The sequence below is a fragment of the Streptomyces sp. NTD107 genome (assembly GCF_059510435.1).
Genome location: NZ_JCAJZV010000004.1, coordinates 31596 through 53976 on the forward strand (window position 1 = coordinate 31596; position 22381 = coordinate 53976).

Sequence of the window (22381 nt, forward strand, 5' to 3'; positions counted from 1 at the left end):
TGCTTCTGCGGTGCCGGGACTATGCGTTCGGGACCGTTTCGTAGCGGGGGGTGCCCTCTTCCATCATTTTCAGGGCGTTCTTGCGCTCCCGCTTCGACAGGCGGTCGATGTACAGGCGGCCGTACAGGTGGTCCGTTTCGTGCTGGAGGCAGCGGGCGAAGTAGCCGGTGCCCTCGACCCTGATCGGCTCGCCGGAGGCGTTCTGGCCGGTGACCACCGCGTAGTCGGGGCGGGCCAGCTCCGCGTAGGCGGTCGGGACCGACAGACAGCCCTCGTTGTTGTCGTCCAGTACCCGCGACTCGGCCGGCAGCTCCTCCAGGACCGGGTTGCACACCACCCCGACGTGCCGCACGCCCTCGTCGTCGTGGCAGTCGTACACGAACACCTTCAGATCGACACCGATCTGGTTCGCCGCGAGACCCACGCCCTCCGCCGCCCGCTGGCTGGCGAACATGTCGTCGATCAGCGCCGCGAGACCGTCGTCGAACTCGGTGACATTCCGGCACTCGGAGTGCAGCACCGGGTTGCCGACGACCGTGATGGGCCGGGCCGTGCCGCGCTCCCGGTACGCCTGCTCCCGTGCCTCGCAGTCCTGCGTGTCGTCGATGAACTCATCCACACGCTGATCGATCTCTTGCGTCATGCCTTACAGCTTACGGTCCGCCCAGGACAGCCTCAGCAGACCTCTTCCAGGTCCCGCCAGTCCCGGGTGTCCGGGCTGTCGGCGACCCAGCCGTCCAGGAGCCCGCGCACCAGCGGCTCAGGGGCCGCCAGCCCGCACTCGCGCTCCGGGGTCCACAGCCCGTCCGGCGCCACATGGCCCAGCGGCCCCGGGCTGCCCGGCTCGCTGTGGTCGTGCGGGTCGTGCCGCGCCGCCCCGTCGCCGTCCTCGGTCGGCATCCGGCTCTCCGAGCAGGCCCGGCACAGCAGCCGCACCGACGAGGACCAGTCCTCGGCCGCGTAACCGGCGTCCGCCGCCAGCCGCTCCAGGGCGTCCCGGTCGCGCGCGGAGGCCGCCTCGATCAGCACCACCCAGGTGGGGATCGCCGAGGGCGCCCACAGCTCGATCTCGTCGAAGACGGGGAACACCGCGCCCCCGGTGCTGCGCTCCCCGTGCGGTACGCCGTCGTGCAGCACCACCTCGCCCCAGCGCCGCCCGGAGGACGGCAGCGGGATGTTCTGGAGCTCGATCCGCGCCGGGTCGAGCCGCCGCCCCCACACCACCTCGGCCTCGCCCTCCGGGGAGAGCCGTACGGCCGCCCCGCCCAGCTCCATGCCCAGCGGCTCGTCGGCGACCGTTCCGGCGCCCGGGACGGTCAGCCCGTACGCCTGCCACGCCCGGCGGGCCAGCGGCCAGTCCTGGAGGGCGGTGGCGGCGATGCCGACGTTCCACCAGTCCGGGGCCCCGGCGTCCCGCTCCAGCAGGGCGACGGCCCGCAGGCCGGCGGAGCGCGCCTGCTCCCAGTCGTGCCGGAACTTGTGCAGCAGCGCCAGGTTGAACCAGGACTCGGACAGCCATGGCTCCAGATCGGCGGCACGGGTGAGGAGCGCGCCGGCGTCCTCGTAACGGCCGTCGTCGATGAGGGTGAAAGCCCGGTTGGTGGCCAGCCGCCAGTCGGTGGACGGCCGCTGCCGGACCCTGCCGAAAATCCTCACGATGTCCTGCCTGATTCCCGCTTCGTGTAGTGCACGTCGTCGTTCTCCTGTCCGCCTCAGGCCGCATCCAACCACAGCATGAGTCAGCCGATCGTCCCGCGCGAGATGATCTGTTTCACGACCCGGACCACCTCGGGGTCGTACTCGGTGCCGCTCTCCTGCTCCAGCAGCCGCAGCGCCCGCTCCGGGCCGCCGCCGCGCGGCGGGGTGAGATCGGCGTACGCGTTGGCCGTACGGACGATGCGGGCCGCCAGCGGCTGGTCCCGGTAGGGCTCGGCCTGGAGCTCCAGGGTGCGTGCGATGGTCTCGCCCGCCCCGGCTTCGCGGGCCACGCTCGCCCCCAGCGCGGCGATGGTGCGGCGGCGGGCGGCCGGCAGGGGCGTGGTGGCGCCGTCGGGCAGCGGTTCGAAGAGGGAGAGCTGGCCGATGTCATGGAGCAGGGCCGCGTACTCCAGTGCGGTGAGTTCGGGGCCGCGCAGCCGCAGCGCGCGGCCGGTGGCGCGGGAGAGGGCGGCGACCCGCTGGGCGTGGCCGGGCGGGGTGTAGCCGGCGACCTCGGTGGCGCGGGCCAGCGCGGAGATCGTCTGCCGGTAGGTGGCGCGTACCGCCGCGTACCGCCGGAAGACGAGGGCGGTGAGCAGCAGCGGCCCGCTGTAGAGGGGGAACGCCCACCACTGTGCGTACGCCGCACCCAGTACCAGCGCGGTGCAGCCGCCGGCCACGGCCGCCGCCAGGGCGGTGGCGGCGGGTGGGTCGGCGCGCAGCAGCCGCAGTGCGGACCAGTTCATGCGCGGGCGCCCGGCTGTTCGCCGGGCACCGGCCGTTCGGTGCCGGAGGTGCTGGATCTGCTCGCAGGGACGTTTCCGCTCGTCCGCTCCTCGGCCGTGGGCTCGGTGTAGGGCCAGCCGTACCGTTCCAGCGCGGTGCCCAGCGCGGCCACCATGCCCGGGTCGAACTGGGTGCCGGCGCAGCGGCGCAGCTCGGCCAGTGCCTCGGTCACCGGGCGGGCCCGCCGGTAGCTGCGGGTGGAGGTCATGGCGTCGAAGGCGTCGGCGACGGCCACGATCCGGGCCGCCTCGGGAATCCGCCGCCCGGCGAGGCCGGCGGGGTAGCCGGTGCCGTCGTAGCTCTCGTGGTGGTGGAGGGCGGCGTCCACGGCCTCGCCGAGCACCCGGATGTCGCGGACGATCTCGTGGCCGTACTCGGGGTGCCGGCGGATCTGGCCCCACTCCTCGTCGCTGAGCGGGCCCTCCTTGCGCAGCGTGCGGGTGGGCACGGCGAGCTTGCCGATGTCGTGCAGGGCGCCGGCGGTGCGCAGGGCGTGGGTGCGTTCGGCGTCCAGGCCCAGCTCGCGGGCGATGAGGGCGGCGGCGTGGCCGACGCGTTCGCTGTGGCCCCGGGTGTAGCGGTCCTTGAGGTCGACGGCTTGGACGAGCGCGGCGACGGTGGTGCGGTGCGCGGCGTCCAGTTGCCGGGAGCGGGCCATGATCCAGCAGCAGATGTAGCCGGGGGCCAGCACCGGCAGCGCGCCGAGCAGCCCGTATCCGGGGACGGCGTGCCACAGGGTGGCGGCGAGCAGCCCGAGCAGCCCGTACGGCAGATGGCCCAGCAGAACGGCGGCGGCGGTGCGGCTGCCGCCCAGTGCCCGGTCGGCGGCGGCGCAGGTGAGCACGGCGATCAGGGCGGGCATGACGGTGATGGCCAGCGGGGCGGCGGCCGGCTGGGCGTGGCCGGGGTCGCCGCTGCCGGGGATGGGCAGGGCGTCGCCGAGCAGGCCCTCGGTGAAGAGGCGGAAACAGTACGCGGCTGCCGCCGCGGTGACCATCAGGCGCATGGTGTGCCGGAGCCGGCCTTCGGCGGGTGGCCGGCCGAGCAGGGCGCCGGGGACGGGGGCGAGGGCGGCGAGGGCGGGGGGCAGCAGGAAGACGCCGGTGAACAGCAGCGCGCCGTAGGCGGCGGTCTCGTTCGGGACGCGGTGGCCGATGAACCGGCAGCGGGGCAGATAGCCGCACAGGGTGCCGAGTACGGCCAGTGGGAGGAACTGGGTCCACGGCAGGGCCGCGAGGGCCTCCCCGAATGGCTGCATGCTGGTTCCTCCTCCCCTGGGTGTCCCGGGGAGGATAGAGCGCGAGCCGGTGGGCGCGGGGGGAGTTTGCGGGTCAGTCCTGGTAGAACGCCGCCATACTCACCCGATCGAGTGAAAGGGGGGTGAAGGAAGTGAAAGCGGGGTGGGGCGGCGGAAGTGCGCGCCCCTGGGGATGCCGACCGGCCCGGGCCAGGTCAGTCGGAACAGTCCGTCGCCGCCGCCGGTGGCACCGCGGCACCGCCCGTACCGGTGCCGGCACCCGCGGCTGTGCCCGTGCCCGTGTCCGTGCATCTGATGACCTCGATCCGGCTGAGCACCTTGGCCCGCAGATCCGCCGGCACCTCGTCCTGACCACAGCAGCGCTTGACGAGCTTCTTCACCGACTCCTCAAGCCCGTACTCGGCCAGACACGGCCGGCACTCCTCGATGTGCTCCTGGAACTTCGCCGAGTCGATGTCCGGCATCTCTTTGTCGAGATACTCGTAGAGATGGCCCAGGACCTCCGAGCAGTCCGTGGGGCGCGACGGGTCGCCACTCATGAGCCTGAGCCTTCCTGTGCCCCGCCCGTGCCGGCCGGAACGAGGCCACGCTCACGGGCGTAATCACTGAGCATGTCGCGCAGCTGCCGCCGGCCGCGGTGCAGCCGGGACATCACCGTACCGATGGGGGTACCCATGATGTCGGCGATCTCCTTGTAGGCAAACCCCTCGACATCCGCCAGATAGACGGCGATGCGGAATTCCTCCGGAATCGCCTGGAGCGCCTGCTTCACATCGGAGTCGGGCAGATGATCCAGCGCCTGCGACTCGGCGGAGCGCAGCCCGGTCGACATGTGCGACTCGGCGCGCGCCAGCTGCCAGTCCTCAATGTCCTCGGCGGCGCTGCGCTGCGGCTCGCGCTGCTTCTTGCGGTAGGAGTTGATGAAGGTGTTGGTGAGGATGCGGTACATCCACGCCTTGAGGTTGGTGCCCTCGCGGAACTGGTGGAACGAGCCGTACGCCTTGGCATAGGTCTCCTGCACCAGATCCTCGGCATCGGCGGGGTTACGCGTCATGCGCAGCGCGGCCGAGTACATCTGGTCGAGGAAGCCGAGGGCGTCCCGCTCGAAGCGCGCGTTGCGCTCGGCGTCCGTCTCGCGTGCGCTCTCGCCGTCCCGCGACGCGTCGTCGTCCGTACCGGTGACCTGACCCACCTCCTCCTTCCGAAATGTGACGAACCCGGGCACGGGACCGTCCGATTCGGAGGATAGACGACGGATGGGTACCTCCGCCGGTCGGGAGGACCGGTCGGCGGCCAGTGCCAGCGTCGCCCAGTCCACCTCGGCGGCGGCCGGCCGCTGGGGGCGGGTGGGGCAGCTGATGGATCCCATGAGGGACGTCTCCGCTCTCTCGTCTGCCGTGCGTGCTGTACAGCGCGTACGCATGGCACAACACCCGGCCCGCGCGGCGCATTCCTGCCCGCGGCGGTGATCGCGCGCTCACCCGCTCAGAAGAGCGTCTCCTCCTCGGGTGACGGCAGGGCGGCCACCAGCTCGGGGCCGTTGTTCCGTACGTTGCTGACGTCCGTCGTGACCGGATGGGCACGCACCGTGCCCGGCGGGGGCGGGGTCAGCAGCTCCCGTATCTCCTCGGGGTCGGTGCGGGCCGGGTCCAGCCAGGCGTCCCAGCGGTCCGGCAGCAGCATCAGGGGCATCCGGGGGTGGATGTCGGCCAGCGCCCTGGGGCCCTTGGCGGCGGCGCCCACCGCCGGCCCCGCCGGCTGCGGCTGCCCGGGCGGCGCGTCGGCCAGTGGAGTGGTCTCGGCGTCGGTGGTGAGCACCGTGCAGGTCACCCACCAGGCGCGCGGATGATCCTCGGGGAGGGTGGCGTCGCGCCAGAACTCGTACAGGCCGGCCAGAGCCATCACCGAGCCGTCGGCGGGGGTGACGAAGTACGGCTGCTTGCGCTGCCGCTTCCGTTTGCCCTTCTCCTCCTCGGCGCGCTCGTCGCCGCCGGTGGCCCATTCGTAGTAGCCGTCCGCCGGGAGCAGGCAGCGGCGGGCGGCGAAGGCGCGGCGGTAGGAGGCGCGCTCGTGCACCGTCTCCGATCTGGCGTTGATCATCTTGGCGGCGGACTCGGGAGACTTCGCCCAGGACGGCACCAGGCCCCAGCGCAGCACCCGCAGCTGGCGCACCGGCTCGGGGCCGCCGCCCTTGAGGGGGCGGTCGAGCACCGCGTACACCTCTTTGGTGGGGGCCACATTCCAGTCGGCGGGCAGCGCCTGCTCCTGCTCCTGCTCCCAGCGGTCGATGTGGAAGATCGCCGCGAGGTCCGCCGGGCTTCTGCTGGCTGCGTACCGTCCGCACATGTGATCAAGCGTAGTGCGCCGGGGCCCGTGCGATGACGGGCCCCGGCTCTCTCGTGCTCGGTCGGTGCCGGGTGCGGTCAGCTCACAGCGGCGGGTAGGCGTTCGCCATCAGCTGCTGGAACTGGGCGGAGAACCAGTGCCCGGAGACCGGGGCGTTCCCCAGGGCGCCGGACATGTTGTTGTTGTTGCGCGGGTTGCCCGTGTAGGTGGGGTCGCACATCCGGTCGAAGCCCTTGCCCTCGTCGTTCGGGATCTGGCTGCTCGAACCGTCCGACTCACCCGGGGGCTTGATCCACACATAGGCGTGGATTCCGGTGGCCGGAGCCGTGCGCGGGCGCTCACCGAGGCCGGCGCCGGCCTGGTTGCACCAGTTGCCGGCCTGGAGACGGCGGTCGACGCGGCTGCCCTCGACGAAGGCGTCCACGCTGGTACGGGGCCCGGCCGCGGTGGGCCGCTGGGGGCCGCCCCAGCCGTTGCGGGAGGTGTCGATCAGCATCCCGATGCCCGCGTTGAAGCCCTGCCGGACCAACTCGGCACGGAAGCCCTGGGCAAAGGTCTGGTTGTCCACATAGCGGTTCCAGTCGACCCACTTCGACTCGCGGACGGAGGTGCCGTTCACGGAGTCGTTGATGGTGTAGTGGGGCTCCAGGGTCGGACCGTAGTTGGCGGTGTTGACGATGAAGCCGTGCACGTCGTTGACGGTGGCGCTACCGGTGGTGGCGGCCGTCTTGAACAGCTGGGCGGAGGCGGTGAAGTTGTCGTCCCAGCCGATCCAGCCGTAGTGCCCGGCGTCGATGTAGTTGTAGACGTTCGGGATGGCGCCGAGCTTGGAGAGCGCGTACGACACGCCCTGGACATAGTTGCCGTTGGCCTTCATCACATCGCACTCCGGGGTGGCCGTCGGCCGGGGGGAGACGTTGGTGATGAGGTTGGGGAGGGAGTCGATCTCGATGATCGTGACGATCCGCAGGTTCGCGTAGGCGGGGTCGGCGAGGATCGCGGCGATCGGGTCGATGAACTCGGTGCGGTAGCGGCCGATCTCGGTCGGGCCCAGCTCACCGTTGGAGGCGAGCGCGGCGCAGTCGCGGCCCGGCAGGTCGTAGATGACGACCTGGAAGACGAACTGGCTGTGGCTGCGCGCCTGGACGACGGCGGCGTCGAGGTGCTCGCGCAGGCCCATGGTGCGGCCCGCACCCTGGCCGGACCCATTGATGGCGGCGATGCGGTCCATCCACACGCCGGTGGGCTGGTTGGCGATCCGGCTGCCACCGGGTTCGCGGGCGGCGTTGGCCGACCACTCCGGGTTGACGTAGACGCCGGCGCCCACGTACGGGTTCTCGACGCGGTTGCCCGGCGGGTTTCCGGGGTTTCCGGGGTTGCCGGCGCCGCCGCAGGTGATGCCGTTGACCGCGAAGCTGGTGGGGGCGGTGTTGGTGCCGCTGTAGGTGAACTGCGCGCCGGTGCTGACGCTGCCGCCGCCGGCCGCGATGGCGGCGTTGTGGGCGGCGTTGCTGACGGTGATGTTGCGGCCGGACTGCGACCACTGACCGTTCCAGCCGCCGGTGAGGGTCTGGTTGCCGGTGTAGGCGTAGGTGAGGGTCCAGCCGTTCACGGCGGTGGTGCCCGAGTTGCTGATGGTGACATCGGCGGTGAAGCCCGAGCCCCAGTCATTGGTGCGGTAGTCGACCGAGCATTCGACGGCGGCGGCGGAGGCCGTGCCCTCCAGCATGGCGCCGGTGCCCAGCGAGGTGGCGAGCAGCGCGCCCGCGGCCAGCAGGGCACCGCGTCTGCGTCGTCTGGGGAGTGGGGGGTTGGTGCGGCTCATCGGAGTCCCTTCGTCCTTGAAAGGTCCCGCACCGGACCGGGCGGCCCGGGTGCGTCATGGAAGCGCTCCCACTAGCTGAGGGGAAGGTAGCGCCTACTCCCCCGGTCCGCCAGATGTCTGTTCAGAAATTGTGCCCATGAAGTCGCCAGAAGGTCAGATACCACACGGAAATCACTGGACGGTCATGACCTGACGTCAAAGGTCTTGACACATACGCGTCACGGGCACATCCTTGGGAGCGCTCCCACTAGCTATGGAGCGTGCACCATCTGGGACCCCGGCAGAACCACCCGCACCACCCCGCGCGTCCACGTGGCTAAGGTGTCTCGCGCACCACCCACCCCCCTCGCACGAAGCCGGGTAAACCCGTGGACTACTGCATAACCTGCCGCCGACATCTCAATGGCGCGTTGACATGTCCAGGATGTGGCGAAGTGACCACCTGGCAGCAACCGCACCAGGACCCGCCCGTGTCATCGATGGCGGTCGATGACCCGACGCGTGGTGACGCGGTGGCCACCGGGAGCGGCACGCGCGGCGCGGACCGCGCGCCCCACGGCGCCGACCCGGAGGACCCGGACGGCCGGGACGGCCCGGGTGCCGAAGACCGCCGGGAAACCGCCACCGCCCCGCTCCCCGCCGGCGGCCGGCGCGCCGCCAACCGGGCCAAACGGCACCGCTCCCGCTCCCGCAAGGGCCGGCGCTACGTACTCGGCGCGGTGCTCGGCATCGTCGCCGTCGGTGTCCTGGTGGCCGAGGTCGGCGACGTACGGCTGCCCATGCAGCGCGAGCAGCCGGTCAACTCCGACCGGACCACCGAGGCCGCCTCCGAGTCCTCCGGGGCGGACAGCACGGACGGGAGCGCCGACAGCGGTACGGACGGCGGCGGTACGGCGGCCGGCCCGAGCGGTGCGGCCACCGCCACGGCCGGCGAGAGCGGCGCCCCCAGGGACGGGGAGGACCCGGACGCGGTGGACGGCGACGACGCCGACCAGGACGCGAAGGACCAGGAGCGGGACGGCGACGGGGAGACCGCCGGCGAGTCCCCGCCCCCGGACGCCTCCAGCTCGGGCCGGGTCAGCCCTCCCCCCAGTGATACCGGTACCCCGACCGAGGGCGCTTCCCCCGACCCCACCGAGACCGCGCCCGGCGAGGACGAACCCTCCACCCCGCCACCCTCCGACGACAGCAGCGGGGGCGGGGGCGGAAGCGGCAGCAGCGGCGGTGGCGATGACGACGGCGGCAGCGGCAGCGGCGGAACCAGCGGGGGCGGCAGCAGCAGCGGAGGCGGCGGCAGTTGCTGGCTCTGGTGGTGCTCCTGACGTACCCGCGACACCGGAAACCCCGGCCGGCGATGAGACGCCGACCGGGGCTCCGGGCGTGGGTTGCGCGGGTCCTGGCTGATCCTGCCCGCCGGGGCGTGACGTCACCGTGCGCCCGGCGGACCGGTCGGTGATCACGAGCCCTAAGCGCTGTCCCCGAACAGTTCGGAGTACGTGGCCATCGCGATGGCGATGTCCGCCTGCGCCCAGAAACGGTGGTACTCGAAGGTCGGCGCCGGCCCCCCGTTGAGATGGGCCTGGACCTTCGGCCAGTCCGGGTCGTCGTGGTAGAAGGACCGGATCGAGTCGAAGGTGGCACCCGGCTGGATGCTGTCACCGTTGGGCATCTGTCCGCTCCAGCCCGGCGGGATGTACACCGGGTCGTCGAAGCGGGAGTAGTCCGCGCGCTGCTCGGGCACCGAGATGCCCAGGCTGTCGGAGTTCGCCGACAGCGCGTCCAGCAGCCCGGCCGCGGTGTCCCGCGCCGCCGTGTCACCGCTGGCCGCGGCGTAGTACGACAGGGCGTTGGCCAGTGAACCGGTCACCCCGACGTCCTGGGTGTAGTCGGTGACCGTGACATGCAGCCCGGCGTTGGCGCCCGGGTTGGAGGGGTTCCAGGTGTCGGGGCGGCCCGACCACGACAGGGTGGAGGGGATCGAGAAGTTCCCGCCGCTGCCGATGGTGACGTGGTCGAGCACCCAGTCCACCCACTTGTCGAGCACCGTGCCCGCCCTGGCGTCACCGGACTCGTAGTAGTACTCGGCGAGCCGCTGCATCGACCACGCCTGCATGCCGAACCACTGGTTCGACGGCGGGTCGCGGTAGACGGGCGCCTCGTCGTAGTACAGCCCGTAGAAGGTGGGGGTGCCGGCCGGCGGGCTGGCGTAGGAGCCGTCCCAGCTGTTGGTGGCGCCGCCCGCGATGCCGCCCTCGGCGGACTGGAGCCAGCGGTAGAACTCCACCATCCGCTCCAGCGACTGCCCCCAGTCCTGCCCGCCGCTCGGGGAGTTGGGGATCAGCGCCGGGTCGGTGCTCAGGGCGTAGGCGGCCAGCGGGTTCTGGTAGCCGAAGTGGTTGTGGCTGCTGCCGATGCGGTACGCCCAGCCGGCGTTGGCGTCGAGCGCGCCGCCCCAGCTGTAGTACCAGGACATCAGCCAGTGGGCGCTGTTCTTGCCGCTGCCGGCCGGGCAGGAGGTGGCACCGACACAGTTGCCCGCGCGCTTGAAGTACTTGTCGTACATCGAGTAGCGCAGGTAGTCGCCCATCTTGGACGCCTTGTCGACCGTGGCGGCCACGGCGGAGGCGTTGCCCTGCTCGGCGGCCCACTGCCGGGCCCAGTACGCGGCCTGAACGGCGCGGGCATCGGCGTCGGGCGCGTTGGTGTAGCGCCACTGGCGCGCGTACCCCTGGTCGCCGATGAACAGATCGAGGTAGCCGTTCGGCCCGCCGTAGCTGAAGTCCTCGCAGGAGGGGTGGGGCACGGTTTCCCACACCGATTCCTGCGGGCCGCGCTGGAAGGTGTTGATGTACGAGGGTCCGGTGGTGTTCGGGCCGCCGCCGCAGGGGTTGCCGGGGCTGTTGCCGAACCCGTAGGTGTTGTCGACGTCCTGGAGCCAGTGCATCCCGTAGATGTCGGCGGTGCCGTAGGTGTTGCGCAGTTCGCCGGCGATCGGGTCCTGACCCACGGAAACGCCCTGGTTCAGGGGTGAGGGGTACGCGGAGGGGTCGTTGTGCTCCGCCGCGTAGGTGGCGGGGCTGGAGGCGTTGTAGAAGCTGTTGGTGGGCTGGTCGACGGAGCCGGGGATCATGTAGCGCTCCATCAGCGCCCAGGCGTTGTTGAACGGCGTCCAGTTGCCGGTGACCTTGCCGTACTGCGCCTCCAGCCAGATGAGGTACGAGTACGCCTCGGACGTCGTCTCGTGGCCGTGGTCCGGTGCCTCGACGATCAGGGTCTCCACGGAGTGATACGGGATTCCCTCGGGAGAGAAGTAGCCGTTCGCCGGGTTCTTGATCTTGGCGTAGAGGTCGAGGAACTGGTCCTCGAAGCGCAGCGCCCCTGGCCCGTCGGTGAGCGGGGCGGGGGCGGCGCTGCTCTGCGCGGCGGTGGCGGTCAGTCCCAGGGGGAGGGAGAGCGCCAGCAGCCCGGCGATCCACAGTTTCCGGGTTCGGCGGGGCTTGCGGGGCGGGTGGGGGTCTTGTGGTCTCGCTCTGGTCGGGGTCCCGATGGGCGATCCGGTACGGATCCGCATCGTGCCTCCTCGCGGCTCGGTGGGGGGTGAGAGGCTTACTGAACCAGTGGGAGCGCTCCCAAGAATTCTGTCTACGAGGTGTGCACGTCAACCCCCCGGACCGCCGCTCCTGGCGGTAATTTCTCGAACGCCCCCTTGGCTAACGGGGGTTCGGTGGCCTACGGTCCCTTCAACCAGTGGGAGCGGTTCCAAGCCCGCGGACGCCCCGGACGACGCGTCGCGACACGGCGGACACCGCTCCGTACCCCCACCCCCCACAACCCACAACCCCCACACCCCCACAACCCCCACCGGCGCGACGCCTGTCGATCCGTCACAGGCGCACCGTTCAGCAGAACACTCCAACCCCCACAACGGAGGAAGACTGCGATGAGCCGCACCACCAACCCCCCGCACGACCATCCGCAGCCCGGCCGTCGCCGCCGAGGCCGCCGGGCCGCCCTCGCGGCGGGCGCACTGCTCGGCGCCGGCGCGCTGACCGTCGGCACCCTGGGTGCCGCCGCGGCCGACGAGGAGCCCAGCACGCTGGCCCGGGTGGACAATCCGTACGCCGGCGCGCAGGTCTATGTGAACCCCGACTGGTCGGCCAAGGCCGCCGCCGAACCCGGCGGCAGCGCCATCGCCAACCAGCCCACCGGCGTGTGGATGGACCGCATCGCCGCCATCGAGGGCACCCCCGGCGCCCGCGGCCTGCGGGCGCACCTGGACACCGCGTTGCAGCAGGCGAACGGCTCGCCGATCGTCTTCCAGGTCGTCATCTACGACCTCCCCGGCCGCGACTGCGCCGCGCTCGCCTCCAACGGCGAGCTGGGCCCGACCGAGATCGGCCGCTACAAGAGCGAGTTCATCGACCCGATCGCCGCCATCCTCGCGGACTACGAGAGCAACACGAACCTGCGGGTCGTGACGACGATCGAGATCGACTCCCTCCCCAATCTCATCACCAACGTCTCCCCCCGGCCCACGGCCACCCCGGAGTGCGATGTGATGAAGGCCAACGGCAACTATGTGGAGGGGGTCGGCTACGCCCTCGGCAAACTGGGCGCGGTCGACAACGTCTACAACTACATCGACGCGGGCCACCACGGCTGGATCGGCTGGGACGACAACTTCCGCTCGACCGTCGAGCTGTTCTACCGGGCCGCCAACACGGCAGGCGCCACGCCCGCCAATGTGCAGGGGTTCATCGCCAACACCGCCAACTACGGGGTGCTGACCGAGGACAACTTCTCCATCGGCGATGTGATCAACGGCCAGGCGGTGCGCGAGCACTCGTCCTGGATCGACTGGAACCGCTACGTCGACGAGCTGTCGTTCGCCCAGGCGTTCCGCCAGGAGGCCGTCAGCGTGGGCTTCCCCTCGGACGTCGGCATGCTGATCGACACCTCCCGCAACGGCTGGGGCGGCCCCGACCGGCCCACCGGTCCCGGTCCGCAGACCAGCGCGGAGGCGTACGTCGAGGGTGGCCGGTACGACCAGCGCATCCACCTGGGCAACTGGTGCAACCAGGCGGGCGCCGGCCTCGGTGAGCGTCCGACCGCAGCGCCGGCGGCCGGGATCGACGCGTATGTGTGGATGAAGCCGCCGGGTGAGTCGGACGGTTCGAGCTCCGAGATCCCGAACGACGAGGGCAAGGGCTTCGACCGGATGTGCGATCCGACGTACCAGGGCAACCCGCGCAACAACAACCACCCCTCGGGGGCCCTGGGGAACGCCCCGGTCTCCGGGCACTGGTTCTCCGCCCAGTTCCAGGAGCTGCTGGCCAACGCCTACCCGCCCCTGTGAGCTGACCGCCACCCCACCGCACCCGCCCCCGGCGCCCCCGCGGCCCGGGGGCGGGTTGCCGTGCCCGGCCTATCCGCCGCCCGGCGTGCCGGCCCGGACGCGATTCCCGTCCGGATCCCTCAGCTCCACCTCCCGCCCCCACGGGGCGTCTTCCACCGCCACCCCGAACTCGGCCGCCACGGCATCGATGTCGCGCACCCTCAGATACACCAGCCCACCCGGCGGCGCGTCCCCGCTGTGCTCGGACAGAAACACCTTCACCCGCCCCCGCGCCACCTCCACGAAGGCGGGAAACCCCGGCTCGAACCGGTGCTCCCACGCCTTCACAAACCCCAGCCGCCCGTACCACTCCGCCGCCACCACGGCATCCGCGACCCGGAGAATGGGGACAATCTCCTCTTCCGCTTCCACATCCACTTCCTCCATGCGCCAAGTGTGCCGCGAGGCACTGACACATCGGATCGAAGTGGCCGGCCTACCGTGCCCGGACGAATCGGCGGAGGTGGGCGCGTACCGCCTCGGGTTGTTCGAGCCAGGGTTCGTGGCCCGCCTCGTCGATCCGGGTCAGGGGGACGCCGAGCCGGTGGGCGAGTGCGGCGAGGGCCGGCAGCGGCCGGGGGTCCTCGGTGCCGCCGAGCAGTTCGACCCGCGCGGGCAGGCAGCCGCGCAGCGCGTCGACATGCCGGTCGAGCGGGTCGGCACGCCCCTCCTCGCCCAGTTCGCGGTTCATCTCCCAGTTGACGGGGCGGCGCTTCCCGGCCTCCCGCGCCGCCCAGCGCCGGCCGCGTTCGGGGTCGGCGTGGTCGGTGAACCAGGACAGCGTGAGCAGTTCGGCCTCCTGCTCCTCCGTACGGGGCGCCATCGCCGCCAGTTCGCCGCGCCGCTCCCGCTGCGCCGCCGACATGCGTCGGTGACGGGCCGCCCGGTACCCCGTACGCCAGTCACCGGTGAACGGCCCGCACATCAGCAGCATCGCGGCCACCCGGTCCGGGTGGGCCCGGCAGAACCGGGCGGCCAGATCGGTGCCGTAGGAGTGTCCGATCAGGACCGCCTTCGGCGCGCCCCACAGGTCGAGCAGCTCGGCGAGGTCCTCGACATGGCGGGCGAGCGTGTGCCGGCCCCGCCATCCGGACGCTCCGGTGCCGCGCTGGTCGTAGCGGTAGACGGTGGCGAGGTCGGCGATCATCGCGGCGACGTCGCCCAGATAGTCGGGCAGGCCGGGCCCGCCGTGCAGCAGGACCACCGGCGGCTGCGCGGGCGTGCCGCCCAGCGCCGTCCAGCGCAGCCGCGCCCCGTCGCTCATCGCGGCCTGGCCTTCGGTCTGCGTCACCGTGGTCTTCACCGCCGTGAACCTACCCGGCCGGCCGGCTACGCGTGCTGCTGGGTGTCCTTCAGTTCGGCGGTGAGCCTGGCGATGGCGTCTTCGGCCGTCGGTACGGGGCCGAAGAGCTGCTGCTGGCGGTGGGTGTCGGCGACGTAGTTGCCGGTGTCGAACCAGCGGAACATCGCGGCCATGTCCTTGACCATCGGTACGAAGCGGCCGACGACGGCGCCCGCGGCGCGGGTGACCGGGGACGGGATGCCCCGTACCTTGACGGTCCTTCCGGCCCGGTCGCCGATCATGCCGGCCGCCTCGTGGATGCTGACCGGCCGGTCCCAGCCGATGTCGACGCGCTCGGTGGGCCCGGCGTCGGCGTCGACGGCGGCGGCCAGGTAGCCGGCGAGGTCCGTGGTGAGGACGAAGGTCAGGGGTACGGTGGTCTTGCCCATCCACATCAGGCGGCCCTTGTCGAGCGGGTTGCCCGACATGGTGGCGATCTGGTCGAGGAAGGCGCCCGGGCGCAGGGCGACGAAGGGGACGCCGAGCTGTTCGAGCTTGTCCTCGGTGAGCTTCTTGTGCCAGAAGTGCGGCACGTCGGGTGTCCGGTCGCTGGTGAGGATGCTGGTGAGGACGAAGCGCCGGACGCCTGCGCGGTGTGCGGCCTCGGCGAGGTTGGTGTTGCCGGTGGTGTCGATCTCGTGCGCCTGCTTGCCGCCGCGGGTGTAGCCGGCGGCGGTGGTGATGACGGCGTCGGCGCCGTCCATGGCGGTGACGAGGGAGTCGAGGTCGAGCATGTCGCCGCGGGCGATCTGCACGCCGCGCTCTTCGAGCTTGCTCGCGTCCGAGGCCGGGCGGACCAGGGCGCGGACTGCTCTGCCACGGCTGAGGAGTTCGTCGACGACCTGGCCGCCGAGCGTGCCGGTCGCGCCGACGACGAGGACGGGGGCGGTGGTGGGGTGGGGAGTGCTCATCGGTCCGTCACTTCTCGTTCGGCGGCTGGTGGTGGGTCTTGCGGGCGCCCGGCGGCTGGGAGCTGCCGGGGGACCAGGCCCCGGACAGGTTCATGCTCCAGGAGGTGACCGGGGTGATCTTCAGGATCTGCTGCTCGGTGCTGCCGGAGCCGCGGGTGACCAGTTCGGCCGTGCCGTACACGCGCAGGTAGCGCGGTGACCACGGCCGGGTGGCGACGAGGTCGTCGATGACCAGCGCGATCTTGTGGTTGCCGGCGCGGACGTTCCGGGAGCGGCGGGTGTTGGTCGGGTTGAGGCCGCCGATGTAGAAGTGCGCGCCGTCGAACTCGAACCCGACGGGGGTGACGTCGGGCTGGCCGTCGGCGGAGACGGTCGCCACGCGGGCCAGGCGCTGCGAGCGGATGTAGCCGATCTCTTCCTCGGTGAACGACATGGCGGTCAGCGGTCCTTCCGTTGCCGGTGTCAGGAGGCGATGCGGGGGTCGCCGGCCCGCAGGAGCTTGGTGAGGTCGAAGGTGACGCGTACGTCGGTGATGCGGCCGTTCTCGATGTGCAGCCAGCTGGCCACGGGGAAGGGCTCCGCGTCCTCGTCCCGGGGGTGCAGATCGAACCAGGTCATGACGTCCGCGCCGTCGGTCCACCGCTTGTGGAGGACGAGGGTGTCGGTGAGGGCGAAGATCCGGCCGAGTGAGTCCTGGTACGAGGCGGCGCCGTCGATGCGGCCCAGTGGGCCGTGGACCCGGATGCCGGGTGCGAGGACATCGGCGAGGGCGGCGGGCTGGTTGCTCTGCCAGGCGCTGAAGTAGGCGTCGGCGACGGTCGCCGGGGTGTCGGGGGTGTGGTTCACGGTTCCTGTCCAGGGGTTCTGGTAGGGGCGGTGCGGGACGGCGCGCGGAGGTAGTACGTACAGCAGATAGTACACCCCATGTACCGTCTTGCCGATGTACGATAATCCCCGTGCCCGCAACCCCGCCCCCCGGCGACTCCGACGCACTGGACCTGATCCGGCTCTCCTGGCTGGTCCGGGAGACCTTCACCCGCGTCGCCGAGCAGCACGGACTGACGCCGGTGCAGGCGCGCATGCTCTGCGTCCTGGCCGACGGCCCGCGCGGCATGGCCGAACTCGCCCGCCTCTTCGGCGTGGGCAAGGCGAATCTGACGGGGCTGGTCGACCGGGCGGCCCAGCGCAATCTCGTCGAGCGCACCCTCGTCCCCGGCGACCGGCGCGCCATCCAGGTCGTCGTCACCGAGGAGGGGCGCCGCTCCGCTCTCGCCTTTCACCAGACCGTGGCCGACGAGCTCGGCGCGCTCTTCGCCCCGCTGACGCCGCAGGCGCGCACCGACTTCCGCGCCGCCGTCGCCGCCATCACCGCCGCGGCGGGCCTCCCCGAAGGCTGGGCTCCGCAGCAATCCTGCTGACCGTCCGGAAAGCGCTTGTCACCTGATCCGGTGCGGCCGGTCGCCTCATGCGTTCACCTCTTGAACGATCAGCACGGCCCCACTTCCCGGAAACGGCAACGGAAGTTGTCACCCGCGCATCCCGCTCCGCATGCTCGGTCGCGGAGGTGGTCACGATGACCGACAACACGTACGACGTACTGATCATCGGCGGCGGGGCGGCCGGGCTCAGCGCCGCGCTGGTGCTCGGCCGGGCCCGGCGGCGAGTGGCCGTGGTGGACAGCGGGGCACCGCGCAATGCCCCGGCGGACCACATGCACGGCTTTCTGTCCCGGGACGGCCTGCCCCCGGCCGAACTGCTCGCGGCGGGACGCGCCGAGGTCACCGGATACGGGGTCGAGCTGATCGAAGGACAGGTGGCCGGGGTCCGGCGCCACGCGGCGGACGGCGGCTTCACGGCGCGGCTCGCCGACGGGCGGACCCTCCCGGCCCGCCGGCTCGTGGTGGCGACCGGCCTGCGCGACGAACTGCCCGACATCCCCGGGGTGCGGGAACGCTGGGGCAAGGAGGTGGCGGCCTGCCCGTACTGCCACGGCTACGAGGTCAGGGACCGCCGGGTGGGCGTCATCGGCGGCGCCCAGCAGGCCCTGCTGATCAGCCAGTGGTCCCGCGACCTCACCTGGTTCCCGCAGGAACAACCCGTGTCCGAGGAGGAGCGCGAGCAGCTGACCGCGCGCGGCGTACGGATCATGCCGGGCCCGGTCGCCCGGCTGGTGATCGCGGACGGCCGGCTTCGCGGCGCCGAACTGGGCGCCGCAGGGGGTACCTCCCGGACGGAGTCCGGTGGAGGGTCGGTGCCGCTGGAGGCGGTGTTCGTGACGCCGCGCTTCGTACCCCGGGACGCGCTGCTGCTCGCGCTGGGCGGCGAGCGGAGCGAGACCGGCTTCGTGCCGGTCGACGCGACCGGCCGTACCGCCGTACCCGGGGTGTGGGCGGTGGGCAACGTCATCGACCCCCGGGCGCAGGTCATCACCGCCGCCGGCCAGGGCTCGGCCGCGGCGGCGGCGATCAACGGCGATCTGCTCGCCCAGGACATCGCCGCGGCCGTCGCCGACCGCCGCGCGCTGTCCGGGCCCGGAGAACGCGCGGCCCACACCGCCCGGCACCGCGGCAGCGATCCACTCGGGTGATCCGCCGGGGCCGGCCCGTACGACCTGATCGGGCACATCCGGGCGCCCGGCAGGCCGTATCGGATGACCGGCACGGGCAACCGGGCGGCCGGACCGCCCCCGTCCGGTCCGCCCACGGCCCCGGGACAACGGGCCTCCCCCGGCCCCCACACCACCTGCCCGGCACCCCGCGCCCCCTGCCCGTGAAGCCGCCGCCGCACTGCCCGAACCCACCCGGCAAACGGTCATCCGGCCACAGTGAACCGACCGGTCCGGGCAGCCGGCCGGCCCGGGCAGGCCCCGCCCGTCACGACGACGAGCGCCGTACCAGCTCCGTCGGCAGCACCATGTGCGGACGCTCAAGGCCGCCGTCCGCGATCTCCGCCAGCAGGGCGCGGGTCATCGCCCGCCCCATGCCCTCCATCGGCTGCCGGACACTGGTCAGCGGCGGGTCCATGTGCCGCGCCATCGAGGAATCGTCGAAGCCGACCAGGGCGACATCCCCCGGCACCGTACGGCCCACCTCCCGCAGCGCCCGCCGCGCCCCGATCGCCATCAGGTCCGAGGCACAGAACACCGCGTCGAGCCCGGGCCGCCGACGCAGCAGCGCGCGCATCGCCGCGTGCCCGCTCTCCTCGGTGAAGTCCCCGTGCGCGACCAGCTCGTCGTCCGCCTCCCGCCCCGCCGCGCGCAGCGCCTCGCGGTAGCCCTCCAGCCGGCACTGGGCCGCGTACATGTCCAGCGGCCCGGTGATGGTGGCGACCGTGCCACGCCCCCGCCCCAGCAGGTGTTCGACCGCGAGCTGCGCGCCGCCGAGGTTGTCGCAGTCGACGTGCGGGAAGGACTCCTGCGCCGAGCGGCGGCCGTTCATGACCGCGGGCATGCCGATCTCGGTGAGCAGATCGGGCAGGGGGTCATCGCCGTGCACCGAGACCAGCAGGACGCCGTCGACCCGCCGGCTGGAGGCGTACTGTCCGAAGCGCTGCCGCTCCTTGGGGGTACGGATCAGCGTGAGCAGCAACTGGATGTCGGTGTCGGCGAGTTCGGCCGTGACGCCACGGATGATGCCGGAGAAGTACGGCTCGGCGAAGAGCCGGGCCTCCGCCTCGGGGATGACGAGCGCGATGGCGTCGGCCCGGTTGGCGGCCAGCGCGCGGGCCGCACGGTGCGGTACGTAGCCCAGGTCGGCGATCGCCTGCTCCACCGTGGCCCGGGTGCGGTCGCTGACCCGCGGGGAGCCGTTGATCACGCGGGAGACCGTGCCCCGGCCGACTCCGGCGCGGGCGGCGACCTGCTCCAGTGTCGGTCTGCCGTCGCGACCGGCGCCGCGTCCTGTACGAACCATGATCTGCCTCCCGTGTTGCCCAGTTCCAACTACGTGACTTCGCCCCTCACGTGACGGAGAAGGGTTCATTCCCTCGCGGGATTGAGGTTCCTGCTTCACCGGACCGTGCCTCCCCGGAAGACTCCGAGGCCGGTCTTACCAGTCCTCCACAGGCGTTTTACTTGTCCGCCAGCCCGGCGGCCAAGAGGTTCTTCGCCGCGTTCACGTCGCGGTCGTGGGTGATACCGCACCGAGAGCAGGTCCAGGAGCGCACCTTCAGCCCCACGCTGTCGTTGACATGGGCGCAACCCGGCGTGGAGCACAGCTTCGAGGAGGGGAACCACCGGTCCACCAGCATCAGCCGCCGCCCGTACCAGCCGGACTTGTACTCCAGCATCCGTCGCAGCTCGGACCACGACGCATCGCTGACGGCGCGGTCCGTGGAGTGATTCTTGAGCATGTTCCGCACGGTCAGGTCCTCGATGGCCAGCGCTTGGTTCTCGCGTACCAGCCTCGTGGTGACCTTGTGCAGATGGTCCTGGCGCCGGTCGGCAATCCTGGCATGGATCCTGGCGACTCGCCGTCGCGCCTTGGCCCGGTTCGCCGATCCCCTGGCCTTGCGGCACAGGGCCTTCCGCGCCTTGGCCAGCTTGCGCCGGTCGCGGCGTTCGTGCCGGGGATTGGCGATCCTCTCCCCGGTGGAGAGCGTCACGAGGTGAGTCGGCCCCGCATCGAGCCCCACGGCGGCATCCGTCGGGGGAAGATGCCCGATCGACTCCTCGACCAGCAGGGACACGAACCAGCGCCCCGCGGCGTCCTGCGACACCGTGACCGTGGACGGCTCGGCGCCCTCCGGGAGCGGGCGGTGCCACACGATGGGCAACGGTTCGCTGGTCTTGGCCAGTTTGAGCCGGCCGCCCCGGTAGGTGAAGGCGCTGTTCGCGAAGGTGGCCGACCTGCGCGACTTCTTCTTGTTCTTGAAGCGCGGGTACCGGGCCCGCTTGGCGAAGAAGTCGGCGAAGGCGTTCTGCTGCTGCCGCAGACACTGCTGGAGCGGCACGTTCGACACCTCGCGCAGAAACGCGAACTCTTCGTCCCGCTTCCACTCCGTGAGCCATTCCGCGGTATCCACATACGAGGTCCGCCGGCCCTCGTCCTTGTACCGCCGCGTCCGCTCGGCCAACGCCCTGTTCCAGACCATCCGGACGCAGCCGAACGTGCGACGCAACAGCACTTCCTGCTCGCTGGTCGGATAACAGCGGTACTTGTACGCCCGCTTGATGACCTGAACCACAACTGACACGATAACGCATGTTTGTGTCAAAACCCCATCACTCGCACCCTCTCAACCTGCGAGGGGTATCCGGTTCTCACCATTCCCATCACGAACCCGAGTCGTCGTGTCCGATGCCTTGACACCCGCCAAGGGCTCGGGGAGCCTTCAACCCATCACAACTGGGAGCGCTCCCACACATCGGAAACCCTACATACCCCGTACGTTCCGAACCCAGGCCCCACCCCCACGAACGCGCCGCACCACCCGGCCGGGAAGGCAACGTCTGTGCGCCAGGAGGACGACCCAACCATGCGCAACACACCCGAAGTCCAAGTGTCATACCGCCCGCGCGGCCGGACCGCCAGAGCGATGACGGCCGGTCTGACCGCCGTCCTCGCGGGAAGCCTGCTCGCCGCCTGTTCGAGCAGCGACGGCGGCGGGGACAGCGACCAGATCACCCTCACCGTCGGCGTGTTCGGCCAGTTCGGGTACGAGGAGGCCGGGCTCTACGAGCAGTACATGGACGAGAACCCGGGCATCAAGATCCAGCAGGACTCGATCACCGAGAACAAGGACTACATAGCCCAGCTGCTGACCCGCCTCTCGCAGGGCAGCGGGCTGGCCGACATCCAGGCCATCGAAGTCGCCAACATCGCCGACATGGCGGGCGATCTCAACGGCCGCTGGGTGGACTTCAACCAGTACGCGGATGTCGACACCAGCCACTTCGCCCCCTGGAAGCTCGTCCAGTCCACCAGCCTGGACGGCCGGCTGATCGGGCTCGGCACCGACATCGGCCCCACCGCCATCTGCTACCGCAAGGACCTCATCGAGGCGGCCGGGCTGCCCTCCGACCGCGACGAGCTCGGCGCGCTGTGGGCCGGCGACTGGACCGCCTACATCGAGACCGGTGAGCGGTTCCAGGAGAACGCCCCCGACGGCGTCGCCTGGGTCGACTCCCCCGGCGGCGTGTACAACGGCGTGGTCTCCAGCTACGAGGAGCGCTACTACAGCCCCACCGGCGAGCTGGTCTACGAGAACAGCGAAGCCGTCCAGGCCGCCTGGGAGCTGGGGGTCCGCACCGAGGAGAGCGGCCTGAGCACCCGGCAGAAGCAGTTCACCCCCGAGTGGGAACGCGCCATCGCCAACGGCGACTTCGCCACCATCTCCTGCCCCGCCTGGATGCTCGGCTACATCCAGGAGAAGGCCGGCGACGGCGCCATCGGGCTGTGGGACGCGGCGCCCGCGCCCGTACCGTCCAACTGGGGCGGTGCCTTCATCGGCGTGCCCGAGGCGGGCAAGAACCACGAGGAGGCTGTCAAGCTGGCCGCCTGGCTGACCGCCCCCGAGCAGCAGGCCAAGCTCTTCACCGAGCGCGGCAGCTTCCCCTCCTCCCTGGAGGCCCAGGCGACGTCGGCCGTCCAGGAGGCCACCCACCCCTACTTCGAGGGGATGCCGATGGGGGAGATCTTCTCGGCCGCGGCGGCGGAGATCCCGCCGACCATCATCGGGCCGCGTGACCAGCTGATCCAGGAGGCCATGGCGGACGGTCTGCTCCAGATCGCGCAGCAGGGCGAGTCGCCCGACACCGCGTGGAGCAATACCCTCGCCAGGATCCAGAACGCCCTCGACGAGTAAGAAGACCGGAGCAGGT

The 22381-nt window shown here is 71.4% G+C and carries 19 protein-coding genes and 2 pseudogenes; 5 read left to right on the forward strand and 16 right to left on the reverse strand.

The features are described 5' to 3' along the window. Window positions 1-19 precede the first annotated feature (19 nt). The 8 genes from def to AC5WRL_RS10045 all read right to left on the reverse strand — a co-directional run bounded on the left by def (window position 20) and on the right by AC5WRL_RS10045 (window position 7913). On the reverse strand, window positions 20-643 hold the full coding sequence (def, locus tag AC5WRL_RS10010) for a peptide deformylase (protein WP_496088043.1): 624 nt from the start codon (window positions 641-643) through the stop codon (window positions 20-22). A 32-nt stretch (window positions 644-675) separates the two neighbouring features. Beyond that, window positions 676-1656 (reverse strand): hypothetical protein, encoded by a 981-nt coding sequence (locus AC5WRL_RS10015; protein WP_496088044.1) that lies wholly within the window; start codon window positions 1654-1656, stop codon window positions 676-678. An 83-nt stretch (window positions 1657-1739) separates the two neighbouring features. Next, on the reverse strand, window positions 1740-2444 hold the full coding sequence (locus AC5WRL_RS10020; RefSeq protein WP_496088045.1) for an HD-GYP domain-containing protein: 705 nt from the start codon (window positions 2442-2444) through the stop codon (window positions 1740-1742). Further along, a complete protein-coding gene (locus AC5WRL_RS10025) occupies window positions 2441-3742 on the reverse strand; it encodes an HD-GYP domain-containing protein (RefSeq protein WP_496088046.1) in 1302 nt (433 codons plus the stop codon). Before AC5WRL_RS10025 ends, AC5WRL_RS10020 begins: the two co-directional genes overlap by 4 nt. A gap of 194 nt (window positions 3743-3936) precedes the next feature. After that, complete coding sequence (gene rsrA, locus AC5WRL_RS10030; RefSeq protein WP_496088047.1) at window positions 3937-4281, reverse strand: mycothiol system anti-sigma-R factor; 345 nt, start codon at window positions 4279-4281, stop codon at window positions 3937-3939. Continuing rightward, window positions 4278-4934, reverse strand: coding sequence for a sigma-70 family RNA polymerase sigma factor (locus AC5WRL_RS10035; protein WP_496088443.1), 657 nt, complete (start codon window positions 4932-4934; stop codon window positions 4278-4280). The genes rsrA and AC5WRL_RS10035 overlap by 4 nt, the downstream gene beginning before the upstream one ends. Window positions 4935-5227: 293 nt before the next feature. Next, a complete protein-coding gene (locus tag AC5WRL_RS10040; protein WP_496088048.1) occupies window positions 5228-6088 on the reverse strand; it encodes an SOS response-associated peptidase in 861 nt (286 codons plus the stop codon). An 82-nt stretch (window positions 6089-6170) separates the two neighbouring features. Further along, window positions 6171-7913 carry a glycoside hydrolase family 6 protein gene (locus AC5WRL_RS10045; RefSeq protein WP_496088049.1) on the reverse strand — a complete coding sequence of 581 codons (1743 nt, stop codon included), beginning with the start codon at window positions 7911-7913 and terminating at the stop codon, window positions 6171-6173. Window positions 7914-8281: 368 nt separating this feature from the next. On the opposite strand from AC5WRL_RS10045, the gene AC5WRL_RS10050 reads away from it, so the two are divergent. Then, the gene (locus tag AC5WRL_RS10050) at window positions 8282-9235 is read left to right on the forward strand and encodes an SCO2400 family protein (protein WP_496088050.1); all 954 of its coding nucleotides are present in this window, start codon (window positions 8282-8284) and stop codon (window positions 9233-9235) included. A 143-nt stretch (window positions 9236-9378) separates the two neighbouring features. Here the strand turns inward: AC5WRL_RS10050 and AC5WRL_RS10055 are convergent. Beyond that, window positions 9379-11343, reverse strand: a pseudogene (locus AC5WRL_RS10055) (glycoside hydrolase family 48 protein); the annotation flags it as partial. 510 nt (window positions 11344-11853) lie between these two features. Between AC5WRL_RS10055 and AC5WRL_RS10060 the strand changes: the two are divergent. Further along, on the forward strand, window positions 11854-13269 hold the full coding sequence (locus AC5WRL_RS10060) for a glycoside hydrolase family 6 protein (RefSeq protein WP_496088051.1): 1416 nt from the start codon (window positions 11854-11856) through the stop codon (window positions 13267-13269). A gap of 69 nt (window positions 13270-13338) precedes the next feature. Here AC5WRL_RS10060 and AC5WRL_RS10065 read toward each other — a convergent pair whose 3' ends face one another. Genes AC5WRL_RS10065 through AC5WRL_RS10085 form a run of 5 tightly spaced genes read right to left on the reverse strand, consistent with a single transcriptional unit; the run spans window position 13339 to window position 16482 of the window. Next, window positions 13339-13695: a glyoxalase superfamily protein gene (locus AC5WRL_RS10065; RefSeq protein WP_496088052.1), complete on the reverse strand. Its 357-nt coding sequence runs from the start codon at window positions 13693-13695 to the stop codon at window positions 13339-13341. Window positions 13696-13744: 49 nt separating this feature from the next. After that, a complete protein-coding gene (locus AC5WRL_RS10070; RefSeq protein WP_496088053.1) occupies window positions 13745-14611 on the reverse strand; it encodes an alpha/beta fold hydrolase in 867 nt (288 codons plus the stop codon). Between the two features lie 26 nt (window positions 14612-14637). Then, window positions 14638-15561: an SDR family oxidoreductase gene (locus AC5WRL_RS10075; RefSeq protein WP_496088054.1), complete on the reverse strand. Its 924-nt coding sequence runs from the start codon at window positions 15559-15561 to the stop codon at window positions 14638-14640. 7 nt (window positions 15562-15568) lie between these two features. After that, on the reverse strand, window positions 15569-15994 hold the full coding sequence (locus tag AC5WRL_RS10080; RefSeq protein ID WP_496088055.1) for a PPOX class F420-dependent oxidoreductase: 426 nt from the start codon (window positions 15992-15994) through the stop codon (window positions 15569-15571). 29 nt (window positions 15995-16023) lie between these two features. Next, entirely contained in the window at window positions 16024-16482 is a 459-nt protein-coding gene (locus AC5WRL_RS10085) for a nuclear transport factor 2 family protein (protein WP_496088056.1), read from the reverse strand. 35 nt (window positions 16483-16517) lie between these two features. Here AC5WRL_RS10085 and AC5WRL_RS10090 point away from each other — a divergent pair, with 35 nt between their 5' ends. Further along, window positions 16518-16979: a MarR family winged helix-turn-helix transcriptional regulator gene (locus tag AC5WRL_RS10090; protein WP_496088057.1), complete on the forward strand. Its 462-nt coding sequence runs from the start codon at window positions 16518-16520 to the stop codon at window positions 16977-16979. 155 nt (window positions 16980-17134) lie between these two features. Beyond that, on the forward strand, window positions 17135-18148 hold the full coding sequence (locus AC5WRL_RS10095; protein ID WP_496088058.1) for an NAD(P)/FAD-dependent oxidoreductase: 1014 nt from the start codon (window positions 17135-17137) through the stop codon (window positions 18146-18148). 286 nt (window positions 18149-18434) lie between these two features. Here AC5WRL_RS10095 and AC5WRL_RS10100 read toward each other — a convergent pair whose 3' ends face one another. Next, a complete protein-coding gene (locus tag AC5WRL_RS10100) occupies window positions 18435-19472 on the reverse strand; it encodes a LacI family DNA-binding transcriptional regulator (RefSeq protein ID WP_496088444.1) in 1038 nt (345 codons plus the stop codon). Between the two features lie 81 nt (window positions 19473-19553). Then, window positions 19554-20745: pseudogene (locus tag AC5WRL_RS10105) on the reverse strand (RNA-guided endonuclease InsQ/TnpB family protein); the annotation flags it as partial. A gap of 351 nt (window positions 20746-21096) precedes the next feature. Here AC5WRL_RS10105 and AC5WRL_RS10110 point away from each other — a divergent pair. Next, complete coding sequence (locus AC5WRL_RS10110) at window positions 21097-22365, forward strand: ABC transporter substrate-binding protein (protein ID WP_496088059.1); 1269 nt, start codon at window positions 21097-21099, stop codon at window positions 22363-22365. Window positions 22366-22381: the final 16 nt, after the last annotated feature.

What these genes read in the sequence shown, in the direction of transcription:
- rsrA (WP_496088047.1), bottom strand. Translation starts at nt 4,281, where the DNA reads ATGAGTGGCGACCCGTCGCGCCCCACGGACTGCTCGGAGGTCCTGGGC.
- AC5WRL_RS10025 (WP_496088046.1), bottom strand. Translation starts at nt 3,742, where the DNA reads ATGCAGCCATTCGGGGAGGCCCTCGCGGCCCTGCCGTGGACCCAGTTC.
- AC5WRL_RS10095 (WP_496088058.1), top strand. Translation starts at nt 17,135, where the DNA reads ATGACCGACAACACGTACGACGTACTGATCATCGGCGGCGGGGCGGCC.
- AC5WRL_RS10075 (WP_496088054.1), bottom strand. Translation starts at nt 15,561, where the DNA reads ATGAGCACTCCCCACCCCACCACCGCCCCCGTCCTCGTCGTCGGCGCG.
- AC5WRL_RS10100 (WP_496088444.1), bottom strand. Translation starts at nt 19,472, where the DNA reads ATGGTTCGTACAGGACGCGGCGCCGGTCGCGACGGCAGACCGACACTG.
- AC5WRL_RS10080 (WP_496088055.1), bottom strand. Translation starts at nt 15,994, where the DNA reads ATGTCGTTCACCGAGGAAGAGATCGGCTACATCCGCTCGCAGCGCCTG.
- AC5WRL_RS10065 (WP_496088052.1), bottom strand. Translation starts at nt 13,695, where the DNA reads ATGGAGGAAGTGGATGTGGAAGCGGAAGAGGAGATTGTCCCCATTCTC.
- AC5WRL_RS10045 (WP_496088049.1), bottom strand. Translation starts at nt 7,913, where the DNA reads ATGAGCCGCACCAACCCCCCACTCCCCAGACGACGCAGACGCGGTGCC.
- AC5WRL_RS10110 (WP_496088059.1), top strand. Translation starts at nt 21,097, where the DNA reads ATGACGGCCGGTCTGACCGCCGTCCTCGCGGGAAGCCTGCTCGCCGCC.
- AC5WRL_RS10060 (WP_496088051.1), top strand. Translation starts at nt 11,854, where the DNA reads ATGAGCCGCACCACCAACCCCCCGCACGACCATCCGCAGCCCGGCCGT.
- AC5WRL_RS10020 (WP_496088045.1), bottom strand. Translation starts at nt 2,444, where the DNA reads ATGAACTGGTCCGCACTGCGGCTGCTGCGCGCCGACCCACCCGCCGCC.
- AC5WRL_RS10040 (WP_496088048.1), bottom strand. Translation starts at nt 6,088, where the DNA reads ATGTGCGGACGGTACGCAGCCAGCAGAAGCCCGGCGGACCTCGCGGCG.
- def (WP_496088043.1), bottom strand. Translation starts at nt 643, where the DNA reads ATGACGCAAGAGATCGATCAGCGTGTGGATGAGTTCATCGACGACACG.